Raw genomic sequence first — 20,562 nt, 5'->3', positions numbered from 1 at the left:
TGATTAGTATGGTTAATGAAGTATACTAATGCAATATAGTGCTTTAAATTACAGTTTTCCAAAAATTTCCGCCAGTTTATTATCGAGGTCTTCGCCCCGCAGGTTTTTGGCGATTATCCTACCTTCCGGGTCGATTAAGTAGTTTTGCGGAATAGAACGTACAAAATATAAAGCGGCCACTTCGTTGTTCCAGTACTTCAGGTCGGATACCTGTGTCCAGGTCAGCCCGTCGTTTTTAATAGCGGCCATCCAGTCGGCTTTGCCATCGGGTCTGTCAAGCGAAACACCCAAAATGGTAAACTTTTTGGTTTTGTATTTATTATAAGCCTTTACCACGTTGGGGTTTTCCTGGCGGCAAGGCCCGCACCACGATGCCCAAAAATCCAGCAGCACATATTTGCCCCTGAATGAGGATAACTTTATCGGCGTACCATTGGCATCGTTCTGCGTAAAATCGGGCGCTGCAGAACCGATAGCAGTTGTTTTCAATTCATCTATAGATTGCTTTATGGCATAGCCTGCCTCTGATGCCTTTAACTCGGGCGACAGGTTATTGTACAATGGTTCAATCGTTTTAGGGTCGGCAGATGGGCCACCTAACGAACTAAGCGCCATCAAACTCAAATAGCTTTTAGGGTTAGCGGTGATGAAGTTCTTCAGTGTGGTTTCCTGCTCCGCTTGCAACGCTTTTAATTGGGTTTGGATGTTGTTTTGAAACTCGGCGGTTTGTTGCTGGGCCAGGGGCGCATTTTTTGCATCGGCAGCGATCTTTTTCGCCTTGTTGTTTACCAAAGCCAATTGCGCGGTGAGGCGCTTATTATCATCATTAATAGGCGAACCGGTGATCTGCGCCTTGCTTACCGAATCTGCTGTGTTAAGGTTGATATCGCCCTTTTCTAAATAAACGGTCAGGTTATCGGCGCTTTTATCCAGGCGGGTGATGCCCACGCCAGCGCGGTCTATCACCAAAATAGCGCCTACAGGGTTCAGTACCTTACCGGTTATGGCAAACTCGCCGTTAATTATATAGGCCGAATCGAGCACGCGGTTGGCCCCCACCTGGTACAACAGGTAAGCCTTGGCCGGGGCGCTCAGTTTACCAACCTGGCCTTTAAGGGTAAAAGTATCCTGCGCGCTGGCTGCGAAGGGCAGCAGGGCGATCACATAAAAAAATAACTTCTTCATTTGTTTCAAACAGAACTAAAGCTATAATAACGGCTTGAAAGCCTATAAATTATCAACTAAGTTTTTGATAAGTGCGCCACCATAGGTCGGGCATCTCGCCGGATACGGCCATCTTGTATTCTTCATACCGGCAGGGCACCCAATGGTAGCGTTCGTTTTGCGATCCGCCGGTTGGATATGGCACCTGCATCCACCACCGATCTGATTTTTTGCTTTTCACAAACACCAGTTCATGCTCATCGTGCTTAAGGCTGGTTTTGTAGATAAGATACTGCGATTTTGGATTAAGCGGAAAATCGCGCTTACGGTTATAAAAGCCGTCAATAAAATACCATATCATTTGCGCCAGCAGGGTGGCTGTTTGTCCGTTGGTATCGTAAGCCGGGTTAAACTCGTAAAACCCTATCGATGTCAGCTTATCATTGAAACCGGCATAGCGGCATAGCTGGCAGGCTTCCTCACCGTAAAAGCCGTTGGGCGTAGCGTTGGCATTCCCGGCAGCATCGGATGAGCGGATGGCGCCCATATCAAAGCTGATCATACTGGCGTTGCGCAATACCGGCTCGGTAACAGCTATCTGTCCGCTTAGTTCGCCAAGGCGGCTGGTATCAAAATATAGCTTATCCATTACCCGCAGGCTCTCCTGGTTTACAAAATAGGTTTGGTAACCCAGGTTGCTAAAATTGAACAGGTAATTAGGCTCGTGCAGAAATATTTTGTTAAGATAGGATATTGATGTGGTCTCGATAGTTTCTGATTGGGCATCATCTTCCAGGTCAAATCTGGGATCGACCACCACCAGGTCAACCCTTTGCTCCAAATCGCCGTAGGCCAAATATTGGGCATAGGTAAGATCCTGTCCCCCACCGATGATTATGGGCAATATATCCTTCTTAACCAGTTCGGTAACAACAGTTTTTAAGGCGAAATAGGTATCGGTAACCGACGCACCCTGTTTGATATTACCGAGATCTACAATTTTTGAATTATAACTACCCTCGTACAACGAGTATAATTTCTCGCGCACATAATCGGGCGCCAGCGCGCAGCCGGGGTTACCGATGGCGTTGCGGTCTTCCTGAACACCGATAATGGCAATGTCTATCTTTTCCCCTTCCAGATCGGGAAAGGCAACGGAATGATGCTCGATCTTACTACCTAAGTGACTGGCGTAAAAGCCATTTTTAGGCAATATGGTTTTAAGATCGATAGGCGCAAAAAAATCGGACAGAGACATGCCTGCAAATGTAAGATTTTTTGAATGTGCAGATGAGGGGAAATGTGCAAATATGCAAATGTGCAGATGCCTTTAAGATCGCCATTATAACATCAAAAAATTATCTGCACATTTGCACATCTGCATATTTGCACATTTATAAAGCATGATCCTTGTAACAGGCGCGACAGGTTTTTTAGGTTCGGAAGTGGCTAAGCAACTGGCTGAAGCCGGCGAACATATTCGTTGTACTAAGCGCGCCGCTTCGGTAATTCCCGATTTGTTAATTCCTTATAGCGATAAAATTGAGTGGGCCGATGCCGACATGGTGAACTACCACGCGCTTGACGAAGCCTTTACCGGTGTAACGCAGGTATACCATTGCGCCGCATGGGTATCGCTAAAGCAGGCAGATAAGGATCCGATGATCCGCACTAATGTGGAAGGTACTGCCAACCTGGTAAACCTGTGCCTGCAATACGGGGCAAGGCTGGTACATGTAAGTTCGGTAGCCGCCATTGGCGAGGCTAAGCCTGGCGAACTCATCACCGAAAACCATCACCTTGACGAAAGCAGCGATAACGACGGCTACGCCATATCAAAACTGGAAAGCGAGATGGAAGTATGGCGCGGCATTGCCGAGGGTTTGGATGCGGTAATTGTTAACCCATCCATCATCATCGGTCCAAACGCGGGTACTGACGGCAGCGGACAGCTGTTCGCCCGGATACGTAAAGGCTTAAAGTTTTATACGCAGGGCAGCATTGGCTTTGTCGATGTGCAGGATGTGGCCAAATGCATGATCACCCTGATGCATAGCGACATCCACGAAGAGCGCTTCATCGTCAGCGCCGAAAACCGCGATTATAAAAACATCACCGCCGAGATCTCTCAATGCTTCGGTAACCCGGCCCCCTCCATACTGGCCAAGCCATGGGTAATGGGATTGGCCTGGCGGGCATCAAAAGTACTGGCCGCTATTACAGGTGGTACACCGGCTATCGATAAAGTTGCCGCGCAAAGTGCCAGCGCGCAGCGTAATTATGATAATACAAAGATTAAAAAGGCCATCGGTATCAATTTTAAACCTATCAGCCGATCGATAACAGAGATATGTGATAGCATGAAAACGACCTGATAAGCCAATTTTCAGGCGCCTGATAGCTTAATGGATCTGCGAAAAATGAACAAGTTCTGAACAGAATTTGAACAAGATTTAAACACACATCTGCCTGAATATCAGACAATTTAAAGCCATGTTCATTTTTTCACAGGAAATAACATTTTCCTTGTTTTGCACAACTGACACAGTTATGCTATCCTATCCGGAGATTTCATATGCCGGCGCTATTGAATCGAAATACACAATCTGATATAATTCCCGCCCCTGGGTTAACGCCCTCAATACGTTGATAAAAAATACAGGGGCTAACCAATTAGAGCACTTATATTTGCGCCCTGTAAACTATTTGATCGTTCAAATGTCTATAAGTCAACTAACAGACATGCCACACTTATACCTCCGCCATAAATTAATCACCTGCCTTGGTTTTATTTTGTTACTGGTTAGCATTGCCCATGCGCAAGGCACTAAGGAAATTCCGGGTTTTAAGTTTAAAACCGTAGTGATAGACGCAGGCCATGGCGGAAAAGACCCCGGATCGCACGGCGAATATACCAAAGAGAAAACCGTAGCCCTGGGCATTGCCCTGAAACTGCGCGATGCTATTAACGAAGCCATACCATCGCTCAACGTGATCATGACCCGCACTACCGATAAGTTTGTAGAACTGCAGCAACGTGCCGAAATTGCCAACAACGCCAAGGCTAACCTGTTCATCTCTATCCACTGTAACTCTTCTCCGCAAAAAGTGGGGACGCGCAGGGGGGCGCTGCTATTGGTTTATGGCTTACACCGCAAAGGCGAGCAGTTAGAAGCCCTGCGCGAAAACTCGGCTATTTACCAGGAAAAGGATTACGCCAAAAAATACCAGGGCTATAAGGATAACGATCCGGCCTATTTTATCACCCTGAATATGTTTATGCAAACCTACCGGGCGCAAAGCATTAAGTTTGGCAAACTGGTTAGCCGGGAAATTGCCGATGTAGACAACCGCCGGTCGGAAGGTGTAATTGAGCAGGGGATATTGGTGCTGGCCCATAGCGCCATGCCATCGGTAATGGTGGAAACCGGTTTTATCAATAACCCGGCAGACGAGAAATACCTCAGTTCGGAAGAAGGGCAGATGGCGACTGCTAAATCCATCCTGCGCGCGCTGAAAAAATATCGTAAGGGTTTCGAGCAGGATTGATCTTCTACAGTAAAGACACGATACTTCGTGTTTTTTTATTTGATGTACGACACGGAAACAAGACACGAAGTAACGTGCCCCACGGTTTAAATTATCTTTAACAAAACATCAGCATAAACATTAAATTTGCTGAACACCGATCGTTTAAACCGATATGCTTACGCTTGTACCATCATGAAAAACATATGCTATTTATTGCTGCTCATGCTATCTGTTAATACTTACGCGCAGGAGGCTGCCCCTCAAATAAAAACCGCTAACGGGACGCTGCAGGGCGTTGCCGAAGCAAGCGGTATCCATTCGTTTAAAGGGATCCCTTTCGCCCAGCCTCCGGTTGGCGATCTGCGCTGGCGCGAACCACAGGCCCCAAAAAATTGGGAAGGCGTGCGCAAGGCCGATCATTTTGGCCCGCAGGCTATGCAACGATATATCTACAATGATATGATGTTCCGCAGCGATGGCAAAAGCGAAGATTGCCTGTACCTGAATGTGTGGACGCCGGCCAAATCGGCTAAAGAAAAGCTTCCGGTACTGGTTTACTTCTACGGCGGCGGCTTTCAGGCGGGCGATGGTTCGGAGTACCGTTACGATGGCGAAGCGCTGGCAAGAAAAGGGATCATTACCCTTACCGTAAACTATCGCTTAGGCATATTCGGCTTTATGGCCCATCCGGAGCTGACTAAGGAATCGCCCAACCACGCATCGGGCAATTATGGCCTGATGGACCAGCACGCGGCCCTGGTTTGGGTGCAAAAAAATATAGCAGCTTTTGGCGGCGACCCTAAAAAAGTAACCATCGGCGGCGAATCGGCGGGATCAATGTCGGTTTGCGGGCAGGTAGCCTCGCCGCTATCAAAGGGATTATTTATTGGCGCCATTGGCGAGAGCGGTTCTTTGTTAGGCAACCTGTCGCCTATGCCACTGGCCACAGCCGAACAGAATGGCGTAAAATTTGGCAGTACCGTTGGCGCCAATAGCCTTGCAGACCTGCGTAAGATACCGGCTGATAAACTCTTAGAACTATCGGCAAACAGCCGGTTCGGAACTGATATCGATGGTTACTTTCTGCCCGAAGCTCCGGCTAATATCTTTGCCGCGGGTAAGCAAATGCACGTGAACCTATTGGCCGGCTGGAATTCGGCCGAGGGCGGTGATGCCGCGGTTTTAGGCAAAGCCGAGCCAACCATTGCCAACTTTACCGCCGCCGTGCAAAAAATGTATGGCAATCAATCGGTAGAAATACTAAAGGTATATGTACCAGCCACCGATGCTGACGTTAGACAGGTAGCCACCGAACTGGCATCGGATAGGTTTATCGCCTTCAGCACCTGGAAGTTTATTGATATGCAGAGTAAAACCGGCGGTAAGCCGGTTTACCGCTACTACTATACCCGCAAACGCCCAACCACGGTTGATGGCAAGGTGAACACAGGCATTGGCGCGGTGCATTCGGCCGAGATAGAGTATGCTTTAGGTAACCTATCTACCAATAAAGTTTACGCGTGGACGGCCGATGATCATCAAATATCCGAAACCATGCAAAGCTACTTTGTAAACTTTGTGAAGACCGGCAACCCCAATGGTAAAGGCTTAACCCCATGGCAAACCTTTAACCCCGGGTCGCCTAACCTCATGGTGATCGATGTAAAATGCCAACCAAAGGTTTCGGATACCGAAGCGCGGTATGCGGTGCTGGATAAATAGGTTCAATATATTGGGAACATACTGACATTTGTATGCCATCTTTTTGTTCCTATACAGTAAGTATATTTGCACATTATCTGCTATTTGAAACAAGTATCAGTATTAATTTATTTGTTCTACCTTTGTAACCTTTTAAGTTGTATTTGTTTTTAATTACAACTATTTATTACTTTTATACGTTTATATACTTTAACCTATATCCTTAGAACAGTTTTTATTTTAAAAACAAGTTCTATGATTTTCAAGAAAATAATCACCATGATCGAAGCTATCAAAACATTCTTTGTAAAGTCGCATGGAATTTTACTGATTCATAAACATGATTTACCATATGAGTTTAATGATTATTACGATGAAATCGTAAGTGATTTGGAGATGAAAGGAATCCGGGAAGATAAAAAGAACATGAAAAGTGATGGGGGATATTTTAAAAACGACATAAAAAAATCTATCGCTGCTTATCACTCTGAATTAGCAAATGGCTAAACAAACTCATTCAACCAAACAAAGTCATATTGTTTCTCAACAAGGCAAAGGCGCATCATTTGAACAACATGAAAGTTATGATGATAGCCTGTTACCTGAAGCTGTAGAATTAAGCAAACTCAAGGAATTAGACCCCAATATAATTGATTGGATAAAATCACGCACAGAAAAAGAACAAGATGCCAGATTAGATTTTAACAATAGAAAAATGGGCCTTATAGAAAGTTCTACCAGAAAAGCTTTTGCAATAGATATGTCGACAATCATCGCTGCTTTCTTAGTTCTTATAGCTGGTATGTTCTTTTCCGCTTATTTAATTTCTCAAAACATGAAAGTGGAGGGAACTGTTTTCGGCGGCGTAATCCTGATTGCTGTAGTAAACTCTTTTCTAAATTTCAGAAAGAATAAACCCACGGAGAAAAAGACCACCAATATAAAGTAGCTAAATTTATATTGGTTAAGTACTAGCTATTAATCTGCACATCCACCCTAACTCCAATACTTAAACTTCTTATCCGTAAATACCGATTTCGGTATCATGGCATGTACACCCACCGTGCGGTTCACTACCTGGCTCACTTCAAAATCAACTGCTACGCTGCAAATAGATAAAGCCTGGTTAAAGGTATAACCCATCTCGTCCTTTAAAAATCCAGTCGCTTCGGCAATGGCGTTTTTCATCGCCACGCGCAGGTCAGGGTCGATACCAATGGCGATAAAATGCGTTGGTGTTTCGGCGCGGGCCATTTTAAGTGGTTTATTTTTGTGTACGATGAATTTAGCCACCAGCGACAGCGATGCCTCGATAGATACACCGCTCACCTCACCATTACCCTCGGCCACATGGCAATCGCCGGTAGTGAACATGCCACCCTTTACCGATACCGGCAAGTAAAGCGTAGTGCCCTTGGTTAGATAACGGATATCGAAATTACCACCATAAAACCCCGGCGGGATAGAACTTACCCGGCCCAATTCAGGCGGCGGAGACAACGCCATTACCCCGAAGAACGGCTTAATGGGTATTTCAACACCCGGGATACGCTCACAGGCAGCAAGTGTTTTTTTACTATTGTATTTATACACAAAAGTCTCGGACTGCGTAACGCCATCAGGCAAACCTCCCCCACCCGGCCAAACGCTGTTCACCCCATATTCGCTGCGGATGATGATGTCCAGCACCCTGATCTCCATCATATCGCCCACCTCAGCGCCCTCAATCTCTACCGGGCCGGTAAGCATGTGGCCTGTTGGGTTGCCTGGCTGTCGCTTTACATTCTTCATAATGTCTACCACATCTTTGGCATGCTCGGTATCCAGCGAATAGTTATTCTTTTTAAAGAAAGCCTCCGGGTCGCGCGCGCTGATACCCGTGGTATTGATGCATTGAATCTCCACTACATCGCCATCCTTAGCCTTAGCCACCGGCGGCACATCGGCCCCATAATAACCATAAACCATATTCTGCGGAATGGAACGCACCAGCACATTGGGCTTTATTAAAGTCGCAGTAGAAGCGCTAATGGTTTCAGCCAAAGCTGATACACTTCCTAAAGTTGTTAAGGATAACGCCGCCAATCCACCGGTTGCGGTTTGCTTAATAAAATCGCGGCGGTTATTCAGGGTATTGCCTGCCATAAGTTTGTGGTTTATGATAGGCTAATTTATTGAATGTGAATGGGATTTATAGTATAATTTGCGATACAAATCAACGCGGGTTTTAGTCTTCATTTTATAGGTAGTGCTTTTATGATTGTCAGTCCGGCTCAATCGCCGCCGGATAGGCTGTTACTTTTCTTGATAAAAGTAACCAAAATCAAGACATCAAAAATGCTTCCCTTGCCGCACCAGGCCTTTGCCCTGCAAAACAAGCAGAACCACAGGGCTGAACCTTGATGCCGCCGCTATCGCACCCGCAAGCCAACGCTTCAGGCACCAAGCTAATGCCCTTTCCCGCCCACAATCCACCATGTTCTACTCGTTTTCACCCGGAAGCCGTTTTGCTGTCGGAATGGAGGAGATACGGTGCAAATCCATGCGAAGCGAAGCTTCGCTCCGCTCGGATTTGCTTCCTAAGCCCTCCTCCTCGGGGAGGGTTTGGGAGGGGTTCCCGACAGCGGTTTGCTTCCGGCAAGATCAGGCAAAAACGATGCTGGCACGGTGTGCAGGGAAAGGGAAGCGGATTTGCCTGAAGCGGTGGCCCTGCGGGTGCGCAAGCAGCGGCAAATTCTTGCGTACCGTGGTTTTGCCTGATGCGTGCAAAGGCTACGTGCGGCAAAGGAAGCATTAGCGCTGTCTTGATCTTTTGTTACTTTTTCATCAAGGGAAAAGTAATAGGCCCCTGCGGCTATGAGCAGACTGACGTTAAAAAAGTACTAATCGAACATTAAAAGCACAAAACCACAAACGTACAAATTATCTTGTTCGTCGCAAGGAAGCAGTGGTACTTAACACTCCGGCAAACTGATTGGGATATTTATCGCCAAACCACCATCAGCGGTTTCCTTGTATTTAGAGTTCATATCCTGCGCGGTTTGCCACATGGTCTTCACTACCGCGTCCAAACTAACCTTAGCATTATCAGGGTTGGTTTGCAGGGCCAGTTGTGATGCAGTGATAGCTTTTATGGCACCCATAGTATTACGCTCGATGCAGGGGATCTGCACCAGGCCGCCTATAGGGTCGCAGGTCATGCCCAGGTGATGCTCCATGGCAATTTCGGCAGCCATTAATACCTGACGTTGCGATCCGCCAAGGCATTCGGTCAATGCTGCCGCGGCCATAGCCGATGATACGCCGATCTCGGCCTGGCAACCACCCATCGCAGCCGATATAGTAGCGCCCTTTTTAAAGATACTGCCCACTTCCGACGCGGTGAGGATAAACTGGATCACCTTATCATCGGTATAACCATCGCAAAACATCATATAATAGCCTAATACTGCCGGTATCACCCCAGCCGCGCCATTGGTAGGCGCCGTTACTACCCTGCCAAACGAGGCATTCTCCTCGTTCACCGCAAGCGCGAAGCAGCTTACCCAATCCAAAATATTTTTAAAGCTCATGCCGGTTTTGCGAATAGCTACCAGCCACTCATCAAAGTTGGTATACACAGCATCGCCTATCAGGCGTTTATTTAGTGTAGCCGCACGTCGTGCAACATTCAGGCCACCCGGTAAATGGCCCATGGTATGGCAACCGCGGTAAATGCATTCCTTCAGCACACGGAAAATATTCAGCACGCCGCTGCGGGTTTCCTGTTCGCTGCGCCAGGCCAGTTCGTTCTCCATCACCACTTCCGATATCTTCAGGCCAGTTTTGATGCACCAATGCAGCAAATCGCCGGCGGTATCGATAGGGAAAGGCAGATCAACCTCGGTTTTGCCCTGACCGCTATCGCCATCCTTTACCACAAAACCACCACCAATAGAATAATAAGTACCCGAAACGGCCTTCCCGTTATTTAAAAATGCCTGGAACGTTACCGCGTTGGGGTGAAAAGGCAGACTTTCGCTAAACAGGAAAAGCAAGTCATCCTCGTAACTGAAGTTGATCTCCTGCTGCCCGCCCAGCATCAATTTATGATCGTTCTTTATTTGCGATATCTTATGGTCGATGGCATTTACGTCGAACGTAACCGGGTCATCGCCGCTAAGGCCAAGCAGTATGGCAATGTCGGTACCGTGGCCTTTACCGGTTTTAGCCAACGATCCGTACAGTAATATTTTCACCTCGCTCACCAAGGTTAAAACATCCTGATCGGCGAGGGTTTGTACAAACTGTTGCGCCGCCCGCCAGGGGCCAAGCGTGTGCGAGCTGGAGGGGCCAATACCTATCTTAAAAATATCGAAAACGGAGATCTGTTCGCGTTGCATTGCGTGCAATTTACGGATAAATTTCGATGCAGTTAGTGTATTATTATCGCGATAGCACGAAAATATTTTTGGCGTTGCCTGCGGCCGGGCTTTACGCTACAAGTCCTCGCCAACCCCACACACAAGCCCTTACGGCTCCGGGCTTTCCACTGCAATCCCTAACGCGGGCATAACTTAGTGTATTACATATTATCCGAAGCAGGCTCACGCGCCTCCGCGGGTGGAGTCACCGGCGAGATGATACCCGGCAGCTTAACACCGGCTGCCTTCAACTCCTTCACTACCCTTTCCTGTAATTCAAGCTTGGTTGAAAGGAAATCAGATGCCTGCGCCCAAACGCGCACGGTGTATCGCACGCCATCCAGCTCCAATGCAAAAACGCCAACGTTTGGCTTGGGTGCCTCTAATATATTCGCCGTGTTCTCTATCGCGTTATAGATCACTTTTTTCACCTCGTCCACATCAGCGGCGTATTCCAGCTTTAACTCAAAGTCAACCCGGCGTTTACCCTCACGGGTAACGTTGGTAATTACCTCGTTAAACAACTTACCATTGGGGATAATTACTGTTTTATTATCGGCGGTGAGCAGCACGGTATAAAATATCTGTATAGATACTACTTTGCCATCCTGGCCCTGGGCCAGGATGCTGTCATCCAGTTCAAAGGGCTTTAACAACAGGATCAAGATCCCGCCGGCAAAGTTTTGGAAAGTACCCGAAAGTGCTAAACCCGCGGCAACCGTAAAAGCACCCAATACCGTTGTGAACAACGAAATGCCGATGCCCATTATTTGCATTACCGAAACGATCAGCAATATATTAAGGCCGATGATGCTAACACTTAAGAAGAATGGTTGTAATGAGGAGTGGATCTCCCTTTTGCTCATCTGAGCGCGAATGCGGTTTTTTAAGATCCTGATCAGCCAAAGGCCTACAAATAATATGATCAGTCCCGCAATTATATTGGGGCCGTTATCCAGCACCCAATCGTAAGCTTTATCGTAAAGCTTTTGTACCCTGTCCCTATGGTCTATTAACTTCTCTAACTGTTGCATATAGAGAAGCAAATTTACGCACTAATTATTATTTACCGTATATGGCAATAAATAATTCGGGGCCTTTGATAAACATCCAGTCTACCAGGGCGCTCTTTAATTGTTTGTTTTTTTCTACTATGTATTTCATGGTATTGTGATATATGCAAAAGCTGTGCCTGTGTTGATATCTATTTGATATCCTGTACAAATTTAGGTTTAAGTGTAACAGAATTAATAGAAAGTTAATCATTTGATTAACTGATGACGCTCCGTTTACCCTGTCATGACGAAAGGACGTTTGGTGTTGAATACAGTGGGGTGTAGGGAATTGCAGACAGGGGGAGAAAGCTTAAAGCGGAAAGACCAAAGCAGAAAGCTTGGGAATATTATTGCATAAAAAAAGCGCTACGGATCTCGTAGCGCTTTTGAATTTATAAGTGGCTTTTTGCTTTGGTCTTTTAGCTTTCAGCTAAAAGATTACATCATGCCGCCCATGCCGCCGCCCATTGGCGGGTGGCCATGGCCTTTATCTTCTTCAGGCTCGTCTGCTAACACACATTCGGTGGTTAACAGCATCGAAGCGATAGAAGCAGCGTGCTCTAATGCTACGCGCGATACCTTAGTAGGATCGATAACACCGGCGCCTATCAGGTTTTCGTATTTATCGGTACGTGCATTGTAACCAAAGTCGGCACTGCCTTCTTTAACTTTTTGCACCACGATAGAACCTTCAATACCAGCGTTCTCGCAGATCTGGCGCAGCGGCTCTTCGATAGCGCGGCGGATGATCTGGATACCGGTGTTCTCGTCTTCGTTAGCACCTTTCAAATCGTTCAGGGCTTCAACAGCGCGGATGAAAGCTACACCACCACCGGCAACAATGCCTTCTTCAACAGCGGCGCGGGTTGCGTGCAGGGCATCGTCAACACGGTCTTTTTTCTCTTTCATCTCTACTTCAGACGCGGCACCGATGTAAAGTACAGCCACACCGCCAGATAATTTGGCTAAGCGCTCCTGTAATTTTTCTTTGTCGTAGTCTGATGTAGTATTCTCTATCTGTACGCGGATCTCGCCAACACGGGCTTTGATGTTTTCAGCATCGCCGGCACCGTTAACAATAGTAGTATTGTCTTTGTCGATAGAGATCTTTTCGGCCTGGCCTAACATGCTCAGGTCGGCACTCTCCAGTTTGTAACCACGCTCTTCCGAAATTACGGTACCACCTGTTAAGATAGCGATATCTTCCAGCATTGCTTTACGGCGATCGCCAAAGCCGGGAGCTTTAACAGCAGCCACTTTCAGCGAGCCACGGATCTTGTTAACTACCAAAGTAGATAGTGCTTCGCCATCCAAATCTTCTGCAATGATCAGTAATGGTTTGCCGGTCTGTACCTGTTTTTCAAGGATAGGCAGCAACTCTTTCATCGACGAGATCTTTTTATCGTAGATCAGGATGTAAGGGTTGTCTAACTCAGCTTCCATTTTATCGGCGTTGGTAACAAAATAAGCCGACAGGTAACCGCGGTCAAACTGCATACCTTCAACCGTTTTAACTTCGGTCTCGGTGCCTTTTGCTTCTTCAACAGTAATAACACCGGCGGTGCCTACTTTTTTCATCGCGTCGGCGATCATTTCGCCAATCACCTCGTCGTTATTAGCCGAGATAGCTGCCACTTGTTTGATCTTGTCGAAATCTTCGCCAACATCTTGTTTTTGTGTTTTCAGGCTGGTAACAACAGCTGCAACAGCTTTGTCTATACCGCGTTTCAGGTCCATTGGGTTAGCACCGGCTGCAACGTTTTTAATACCGGCAGCTACGATGGCCTGCGCCAATACGGTAGCGGTGGTAGTACCATCACCTGCAATATCAGCAGTTTTTGATGCTACTTCTTTCACCATCTGGGCACCCATATTTTCAATAGCGTCTTTCAGGTCTATTTCTTTAGCCACGCTAACACCATCTTTAGTGATAGCTGGTGAACCGAATTTCTTGTCGATAATTACGTGACGGCCTTTAGGACCCAGTGTCACTTTCACAGCGTTGGCTAAAATGTCAACACCCCTTTTCAGGGCGTCGCGAGCTTCAACATTGTATTTAACTTGTTTTGCCATTATATTGTTGATTTTGATTTCACCGATTACTTCTTGATTTCACCGATGTGTTTCTGATTTTACTTATTCTTCATTTGCACATCTGCATATTTTCGCATCTGCACATTCATTCCTTTCATTTGCACATATGCATATACGCACATCTGCACATTTATTAAAGGACAACAAATATGTCCGATTCGCGCATGATCAGGTAGTCTTTACCATCCAGCGAGAATTCCTGGCCGGCAAATTTGCCATAAAGTACCTTATCACCAACTTTTACCGATACAGGGATCAGGGTGCCGGTTTGTTCGGCATATTTACCCGGACCAACGGCTACTACAGTGCCGCGTTGTGGTTTTTCTTGAGCAGTTTCAGGGATGTATATACCCGAAGCAGTTTTGGTTTCAGCCGGAGCAGCTTCAATTAATATCCTGTCTCCAATAGGTTTCGCGTTAATCGACATAAAATAAAAATTTATTTAGATTTTAATTTTCTTTTGTACGGCATAATGCACATCAATTATGCCAAGCAGGGGCGCAAGTTAATAATTGTCAGACAAACTGTTGTATTGTCATATTTAAGTTATGCAGGCAGTTAAGGCTTAAAGTTTAGTTAACATGGTGGTGTCAGGATGGCAGTTTGAATTGGCTGGTGTAAGTTTAGCCAACCGGGAGAGAATCAACGCGTGTATGGTTTTGACAAAGTACCAAAAGATTGACATCCATGTAACACAATGTAACATAATTCGATCAAATTTCCATATTAAACAATTGACAATCAATCATTTAATATAAAATTGCCTTGAAAACATGTTACATTGTTTGCTATGACCTATTTAAGTATTTGTAAATAAGCATTTTATAACTACAGTGAGTTGTTTGCAAAAGTTTTTTGCTTTAGGTTTGATAAATGTTCTCTATTGGGGCGTTGCCTGCGGCCGGGCTATCCGCTCATACTGCACAAGGCCTTAGCCACAGGCCGGTATCCGCTCCTATCCCTAACGCGGGTTTACGGCTCTGCTAACTCATCAGGTGTCGCAAGTTTTAGCGGATGGTAGCCGGGCGGATCAACTTGTACCCCGGATAACGGAAGTTTGAAACTTCCGTAAATACAAACCACAGGTTACGCTGTGCTAAACCTGCGGCAGCAAATTTAGGTTTGATAAATGTTCTCTATTTGGGCGTTGCCTGCGGCCGGGCTATCCGCTCATACTGCACAGGGCCTTAGCCACAGGCCGGTATCCGCTGCAATCCATAACGCTGGTTTACGGCTCTGCTAATGTCCTTTCATCTTTTACCGGGGTAAGTTTAAGTAGGGGTAGCGGATCGGATCAAATACGCCCCTGGCTGGCGGAAGTTTAAAACTTCCGCGATAGTAGCCACAGGTTACGCTATGCTAAACCTGCGGCAGCGAAAAAATTATATATAATAGAGCTATTAGTTTCTCTATCCCAGGATTCTTTTTGTCGACTATTTTATATCGTTCGTAAATACGCTCATATTTTTTACCCCTTATGAAAACGTAATAATGTACCACAAATAGGATAATGCAGATAGTCAGCACCCCGATCATTGAAGATGCCGGCACATTTTTCTTTAAGATGTAGAAAAAATAAATTTCAAATAAAACCATTAACCACGAAACGCTTCCGGCTACCATTAATCCAAATGCTGTGAACCATGGGGTCTTATTAATCCTGTTTTTCCCGTCAAGATATTGTGTGTTATAAATGCAGTAAAATATATAATTCATCTTTTTTAAGCTGTGCCATTCTTGTACCAATAAAGCACCCTGTTTACCCAATACAATATGCATATTAAAATGATAGTGATGTGTATAGCCAGCGGGCACCAATAAGCAAACGTAATATCAGCACCCTGCTGCCGCGTTAAAAACTCCATCATACCCAGAAACAGCATGTGCCCAATGCATGCAATTGTAATGGCTGTAAGCAACAGCGCTTTTATCCAGAATTTGGCTGATCTCATTTAAATGGTGTACCGGGTAGGGTGTTTAAATATATACTTTTTTATGAATTACCTTGCAAACGGGAATTGCAAGCCGGGGATCTTTCGCTATCACTCAAGATGACGGAAGGCGCTTAAACAAAAAACGGCCCCGGTTAACCGGGGCCGTTTCAAAAATATTTTTACCAAACCTTACTTCTTGGTGCTGTCAGCTGGTTTCTGCGCTGATGGAGCTGGCAATAGGCCAGGTGCAGCTACCGGTGCAGTTGGTTTTGATGCTTTCTCAATTTGCTCTTTCAGGGCAGGATCGGCAGTTTTACCGTTACCGCTTTTGGCAGTTACGTTAATAGCCAGCGATAATACCATTAAAGTGATGGCTAAAACCCAGGTGCCTTTTTCAAGGAAGTCGCCGGTTTTTTGCACACCCATTAGTTGCGATGACGATGAAAAATTTGATGCTAAACCACCGCCTTTAGGGTTCTGTATCAATACGATAAGACCTAACAGGAAGCAAACCAGGATGGCAATGATCACTAATAAAATGTACATTTTCTTTTTATATTAATTCGTTTTCTTTTCTAAAATTTCAATACGGGATGCAAAGTAACGGCTTTTTTCCGGAAATTTCAACATTAATTTTTTGTAAGTGGCTATGGCTTTAGGAAATAGCATTTGGTCGGCATAAATTTTGGCCAGCGTTTCGGTCACCATATCAAACGCGTCTTCCGAGCTTCGCTTAGCCTTGTTCTCGGTATCCAGTTTTTCGCCTACCGGTGGATGGATCTGCGGATCTTCGGCCAGGAAGCGTTGAATGATACGATCTTCCCTGCTTTGCATATCAAACTCAACCGTATTGGCGGTCGCATCGGGAACCAGTTCCTCTGCCGATGACAGGTGGAAGATATTTTCGAAGTACTGCTGTTGTAGTTCGTCTGCCTTTGGTTTCCCCGGATTAACAGGCGATGGCCTGTTCATTGGCGCCTTTACGTAAGGCTGGTACAGTGCGCCATGGTCCATGCGGGTTTTATCAAGCCACCACCTAAAGGTGTATGGCATTTTTTCGTCATGATATTTAGATACGCCCGGATCGTTGTTCGCTTCAGCCTGTACAACAGGCGTTGCCGGCATGGGTTGAGCGGCGGGTGGCGACTGTACCGGTTCGGCCTCCTGCTTTTTATTGTCGCCAAATGCCTTATCAAACTTAAAGTAATCAGTGGCGGCAATATTGCCCATGATCAACCTTTCGGCCTCGTCGGTTTTGATAGGCTCGGCTGGGGCAGCAGGTTCCTGCCACTGGGCCTCTGCAGGTTGTTGGTATACCGGTTCCGGCTGATCGTAGCTATATGCTGCTTCAAACAGGGCCGTCTCATCGGCATGCGCTATTTCCGTATCGTTAATAACCGGTACTTCCGGCTGTGCCTGCGGATGAATGATCCCAATATCCTCTATCCCCGAAATTTCTTCATAAACATCATCTTCAACCGGGCTTCCTTCGGTATATGATGGCGTGGCGGCAATATATTCGTTAGCTATTTCATCCCACGGTGCAACGGCTACAGGCTGCTCATCGGCAACCGGTTCGGGTTGTTGGTTTTCCCAATGGGGAGGTTCCGATCCGTATACCGGCGCGGTTTCGGCTACAGGTTGTATTTCCTCGTCCTCATCCAGGTCCCAAAGTGGTTGGGCTGGTGCTTCAGTGGCCGGAGCGGCATTTTGCCAGTCTTCATCCTCATCGGTATCCCATGGGGCGGGCGCGTTTTCAATCGCTTCCGTTGTTTCCAGTTCCCACATCGGCGCTACAGGTTTCTGCGCTACAGATGCCGGCATCCCATCTTCGTCGTCGTCCATTTCCCACGGGGCGCGGCCTAAATCGTCATCCGGAGTAGCTGCAATAGGCTGCTGCTTATCTTCAATAACAGGTGTATCTTCTATCGGTGGTATCGGCGGCACTTCATCCGCACCCGGCCAACCTGTACTAAACATTTCAGGTATTGGTGGCGGCACATCGCTAAGCACCGGTTCAATTTTTTCGGTAACAGGAGGTGGCAATGCGGCAACCACTGGCGCGCCCGGCAATGCCGCCTGCCCGTTTTGCGATATGCCTTGTGCCTGGAGGATCACCTGCGCGTTATCAACCGACAATAGATCATCGTTATGATTGATGATCTTATGCAGGGCGCGGCCATCAAAGTAAGCGCCGGCTGCTACCGGAACGGTTTGCCCAAGGGCGCGACTGTGCAGGGCACGAAACAAACCCGACTGCGGATAAGCACGAACCAACTCCTGCAAACTACCGGCGTAGGCGCTGCCTGTATCGGCCGGATTGGCCAATAACTTAAGTAAAATTTCCTTCTGCCTGTTATTTAAATACTCGTCCACGGGGTTGAAGCTACGAATTACTTCCAATCTGCAAAAGCCTTGTTAAAAATATCTTCTGTTAACTGCTTGGTTATATTTAAAATTAAAGCCTGTTCCTGCGATCCGATATCGCCGGTATAATCGGCCGTTTTAGTAAATTCCTGCTCATAGCCTTCGGCATGCTCCAATCCCTTCTTGCTATTATTTGGCTTATATTTTACCTTAACCGTAATGGTTAAGCGGCTGGCATTTGCAATAGGCGGCGTATTGCCGTTACCCGTTGCCTGTACCGATACCGGCGCTATGTTGTAAGCAATAATCGCGCCCGAAAATACCGCATCGGCTTCGGGTGTGCGCACAATACTTAAACGCGATTGCGAGCGGATGCGTTGTTTTAACGCCTCGGTAAAGTTTTGGCTAAGGTTGTTTACTACAAACAGCGCGTTGTTATCAAAATACTCTACATCAACCGTCGACATCTCGGCAGGGATAGACGCGCCGTTTAACGTAACCGAACATGATGAATACGTAGCCATTATTGCAAATAAAACCAAAACAACTATAATCCTTTTCATCATACAAATGGCCTATAAATTTAATTCCTTTATTTTACGGTAAAGGGTACGTTCGGATATACCCAGCTCATGCGCGGCCAGTTTACGCTTGCCTTTATGCTTTTTAAGCGCCTTGCGTATCAGGTCCGACTCCTTTTCGATCAGCGACAGCGACTCCTCCACCTCCTCGGCATTGTGGGTAATGTTATAATGCTGATCGTTATTTACGACTGTATTAACGGGTTGTTGCAGCGTAAATTGTGGCGGCTCGTGATGATCGTTCAGCGGCAGTTCGATATCGCGGTAAAGCTGGTTAATGGTTTGCGAGTGGTTAGCGTAGCTTGGTGATACGCCGCCATGTTCAATAATATCAGCCACCAGTTTCTTCAGTTCCACCATATCGCGCTTCATATCAAACAATACCTTATATAAGATGTCGCGCTCCGACAGATCTTCCTTGGGCTGGGTATCCAGGCGCATAGGCAAGTTGCGGCTATTATTTTCCAGCGGGATATAATTAAGCAGCGTTTGCGCGGTGATGGTGCGGTCGCGTTCAAGCACGGCGAGTTGTTCGGCCATGTTCTTTAACTGGCGCACGTTGCCGGGCCACGAGTAGTTCACTAACATCTGCTGCGCACCCTCATCCAGGTGGATAGGCGGGGTACGGTATTTATCGGTAAAGTCTGACGTGAATTTGCGGAAGATCAAATAGATATCCTCCTTCCTGTCGCGCAAAGGCGGGATCTTCAGCGGTACGGTGTTTAAGCGGTAGTAAAGATCTTCGCGAAACTTGCCGTTCTTTACCGCATCGTAAACATCAACGTTGGTGGCGGCTATTACGCGCACATTGGTTTTCTCAACCTTTGATGAACCTACTTTAATAAACTGGCCCGATTCCAACACACGTAATAAGCGCGCCTGCGTACCCAGCGGCATTTCGGCAATTTCATCTAAAAATATGGTACCGCCGTTAACGGTCTCAAAATAACCTTTACGCTCGCCAACGGCACCGGTGTAGGCACCCTTTTCGTGCCCGAACAGTTCCGAATCGATAGTCCCCTCGGGGATAGCGCCGCAGTTTACCGCTATAAATGGACCATGCTTACGCGGGCTCATCTGGTGGATGATCTGCGAGAAAACCTCCTTACCGCTACCGCTTTCGCCTGTTATCAGAACAGAGATATCGGTAGGTGCAACCTGGTTTGCTATAACTATAGCTCTGTTCAGTAACGGCGAGTTGCCGATAATGCCAAAGCGTTGTTTAATTTCTTGTACTTCCATAGGTAGAATAGAATCAGGATTTTGAGAGTCAAGATTCAAGATTAGAATGACATTTACACTTTGCTATTCAAAATGTATTCTCTGAAACTAAATATCATTTTTTGCACTTCAACAACCAGTTCCAGGCATCGTTTAAGGGCATCTGCTTTTCCATAAGCCCTGCGCTCGCAGATCAGCAACTGGGTTTCAAGTTCGTAACTCGATGATAATGATGTCGATAAAAATTCGGCAAAATGTTTCGGGGTGCTTTTCCCTGAACCTTCAGCTATGTTAGACGGAATCGAGCAAGAGCACCGGTTGATCTGGTCGATAAGATTATAACGCTCGTCAGTCGGCATGTTTTTACAATAATCGAACGTGTAGTCAGTTAAGTCCATTGCTCGTTGCCAAATCATTAGTTTTTTAAAATTGTGATTCATGATTATTAAGGTTTATGATTTTTACAATTTCTTTACCTGCGTTCCTGTCTTGTCTCTTGACTCTATACTCC

Annotated in this window: 18 protein-coding genes; 5 read left to right on the top strand and 13 right to left on the bottom strand. The window is 46.4% G+C overall.

Features of this window, described 5'->3' with window-relative positions; all coding sequences use genetic code 11:
- Positions 1-48: 48 nt before the first annotated feature.
- Complete coding sequence (locus tag HQ865_RS00470; protein WP_173412995.1) at positions 49-1,185, bottom strand: TlpA disulfide reductase family protein; 1,137 nt, start codon at positions 1,183-1,185, stop codon at positions 49-51.
- A 52-nt stretch (positions 1,186-1,237) separates the two neighbouring features.
- Positions 1,238-2,422 carry a formimidoylglutamase gene (locus tag HQ865_RS00465; protein WP_173412994.1) on the bottom strand — a complete coding sequence of 395 codons (1,185 nt, stop codon included), beginning with the start codon at positions 2,420-2,422 and terminating at the stop codon, positions 1,238-1,240.
- A gap of 145 nt (positions 2,423-2,567) precedes the next feature.
- On the opposite strand from HQ865_RS00465, the gene HQ865_RS00460 reads away from it, so the two are divergent.
- From HQ865_RS00460 to HQ865_RS00440, 5 genes are all read left to right on the top strand, one after another.
- Entirely contained in the window at positions 2,568-3,539 is a 972-nt protein-coding gene (locus tag HQ865_RS00460) for an NAD-dependent epimerase/dehydratase family protein (protein WP_173412993.1), read from the top strand.
- A gap of 367 nt (positions 3,540-3,906) precedes the next feature.
- On the top strand, positions 3,907-4,713 hold the full coding sequence (locus HQ865_RS00455) for an N-acetylmuramoyl-L-alanine amidase family protein (RefSeq protein ID WP_173412992.1): 807 nt from the start codon (positions 3,907-3,909) through the stop codon (positions 4,711-4,713).
- 174 nt (positions 4,714-4,887) lie between these two features.
- Positions 4,888-6,417 carry a carboxylesterase/lipase family protein gene (locus HQ865_RS00450; protein WP_173412991.1) on the top strand — a complete coding sequence of 510 codons (1,530 nt, stop codon included), beginning with the start codon at positions 4,888-4,890 and terminating at the stop codon, positions 6,415-6,417.
- A 258-nt stretch (positions 6,418-6,675) separates the two neighbouring features.
- On the top strand, positions 6,676-6,903 hold the full coding sequence (locus tag HQ865_RS00445) for a hypothetical protein (RefSeq protein WP_173412990.1): 228 nt from the start codon (positions 6,676-6,678) through the stop codon (positions 6,901-6,903).
- Entirely contained in the window at positions 6,896-7,345 is a 450-nt protein-coding gene (locus HQ865_RS00440) for a hypothetical protein (protein WP_173412989.1), read from the top strand. Before HQ865_RS00445 ends, HQ865_RS00440 begins: the two co-directional genes overlap by 8 nt.
- 47 nt (positions 7,346-7,392) lie before the next feature.
- Here HQ865_RS00440 and HQ865_RS00435 read toward each other — a convergent pair whose 3' ends face one another.
- The 11 genes from HQ865_RS00435 to HQ865_RS00385 form a co-directional block, all read right to left on the bottom strand.
- Positions 7,393-8,541 (bottom strand): acetamidase/formamidase family protein, encoded by a 1,149-nt coding sequence (locus HQ865_RS00435; protein WP_173412988.1) that lies wholly within the window; start codon positions 8,539-8,541, stop codon positions 7,393-7,395.
- 809 nt (positions 8,542-9,350) lie between these two features.
- The gene (locus HQ865_RS00430) at positions 9,351-10,778 is read right to left on the bottom strand and encodes an L-serine ammonia-lyase (RefSeq protein ID WP_173412987.1); all 1,428 of its coding nucleotides are present in this window, start codon (positions 10,776-10,778) and stop codon (positions 9,351-9,353) included.
- A gap of 182 nt (positions 10,779-10,960) precedes the next feature.
- On the bottom strand, positions 10,961-11,833 hold the full coding sequence (locus HQ865_RS00425; RefSeq protein WP_173412986.1) for a mechanosensitive ion channel family protein: 873 nt from the start codon (positions 11,831-11,833) through the stop codon (positions 10,961-10,963).
- Positions 11,834-12,292: 459 nt separating this feature from the next.
- On the bottom strand, positions 12,293-13,927 hold the full coding sequence (gene groL, locus HQ865_RS00420; RefSeq protein ID WP_173412985.1) for a chaperonin GroEL: 1,635 nt from the start codon (positions 13,925-13,927) through the stop codon (positions 12,293-12,295).
- A 154-nt stretch (positions 13,928-14,081) separates the two neighbouring features.
- A complete protein-coding gene (locus HQ865_RS00415) occupies positions 14,082-14,375 on the bottom strand; it encodes a co-chaperone GroES (protein ID WP_173412984.1) in 294 nt (97 codons plus the stop codon).
- 1,294 nt (positions 14,376-15,669) lie between these two features.
- Positions 15,670-15,900: a hypothetical protein gene (locus tag HQ865_RS00410; protein ID WP_173412983.1), complete on the bottom strand. Its 231-nt coding sequence runs from the start codon at positions 15,898-15,900 to the stop codon at positions 15,670-15,672.
- Positions 15,901-16,071: 171 nt separating this feature from the next.
- Positions 16,072-16,428 carry a preprotein translocase subunit SecG gene (gene secG, locus HQ865_RS00405; protein ID WP_173412982.1) on the bottom strand — a complete coding sequence of 119 codons (357 nt, stop codon included), beginning with the start codon at positions 16,426-16,428 and terminating at the stop codon, positions 16,072-16,074.
- A gap of 12 nt (positions 16,429-16,440) precedes the next feature.
- A complete protein-coding gene (locus HQ865_RS00400; protein WP_173412981.1) occupies positions 16,441-18,258 on the bottom strand; it encodes a hypothetical protein in 1,818 nt (605 codons plus the stop codon).
- A 17-nt stretch (positions 18,259-18,275) separates the two neighbouring features.
- Positions 18,276-18,815 (bottom strand): LPS assembly lipoprotein LptE, encoded by a 540-nt coding sequence (gene lptE / locus HQ865_RS00395; protein ID WP_237073680.1) that lies wholly within the window; start codon positions 18,813-18,815, stop codon positions 18,276-18,278.
- 9 nt (positions 18,816-18,824) lie between these two features.
- The gene (locus tag HQ865_RS00390) at positions 18,825-20,072 is read right to left on the bottom strand and encodes a sigma-54 interaction domain-containing protein (RefSeq protein ID WP_173412980.1); all 1,248 of its coding nucleotides are present in this window, start codon (positions 20,070-20,072) and stop codon (positions 18,825-18,827) included.
- Between the two features lie 53 nt (positions 20,073-20,125).
- Positions 20,126-20,491 (bottom strand): four helix bundle protein, encoded by a 366-nt coding sequence (locus HQ865_RS00385; protein ID WP_173412979.1) that lies wholly within the window; start codon positions 20,489-20,491, stop codon positions 20,126-20,128.
- Positions 20,492-20,562: the final 71 nt, after the last annotated feature.

The sequence above is a fragment of the Mucilaginibacter mali genome, from assembly GCF_013283875.1.
In the GTDB taxonomy this organism is placed as follows: Bacteria; Bacteroidota; Bacteroidia; order Sphingobacteriales; family Sphingobacteriaceae; genus Mucilaginibacter; species Mucilaginibacter mali.
This window is presented reverse-complemented; position numbering and strand designations above follow the sequence as displayed.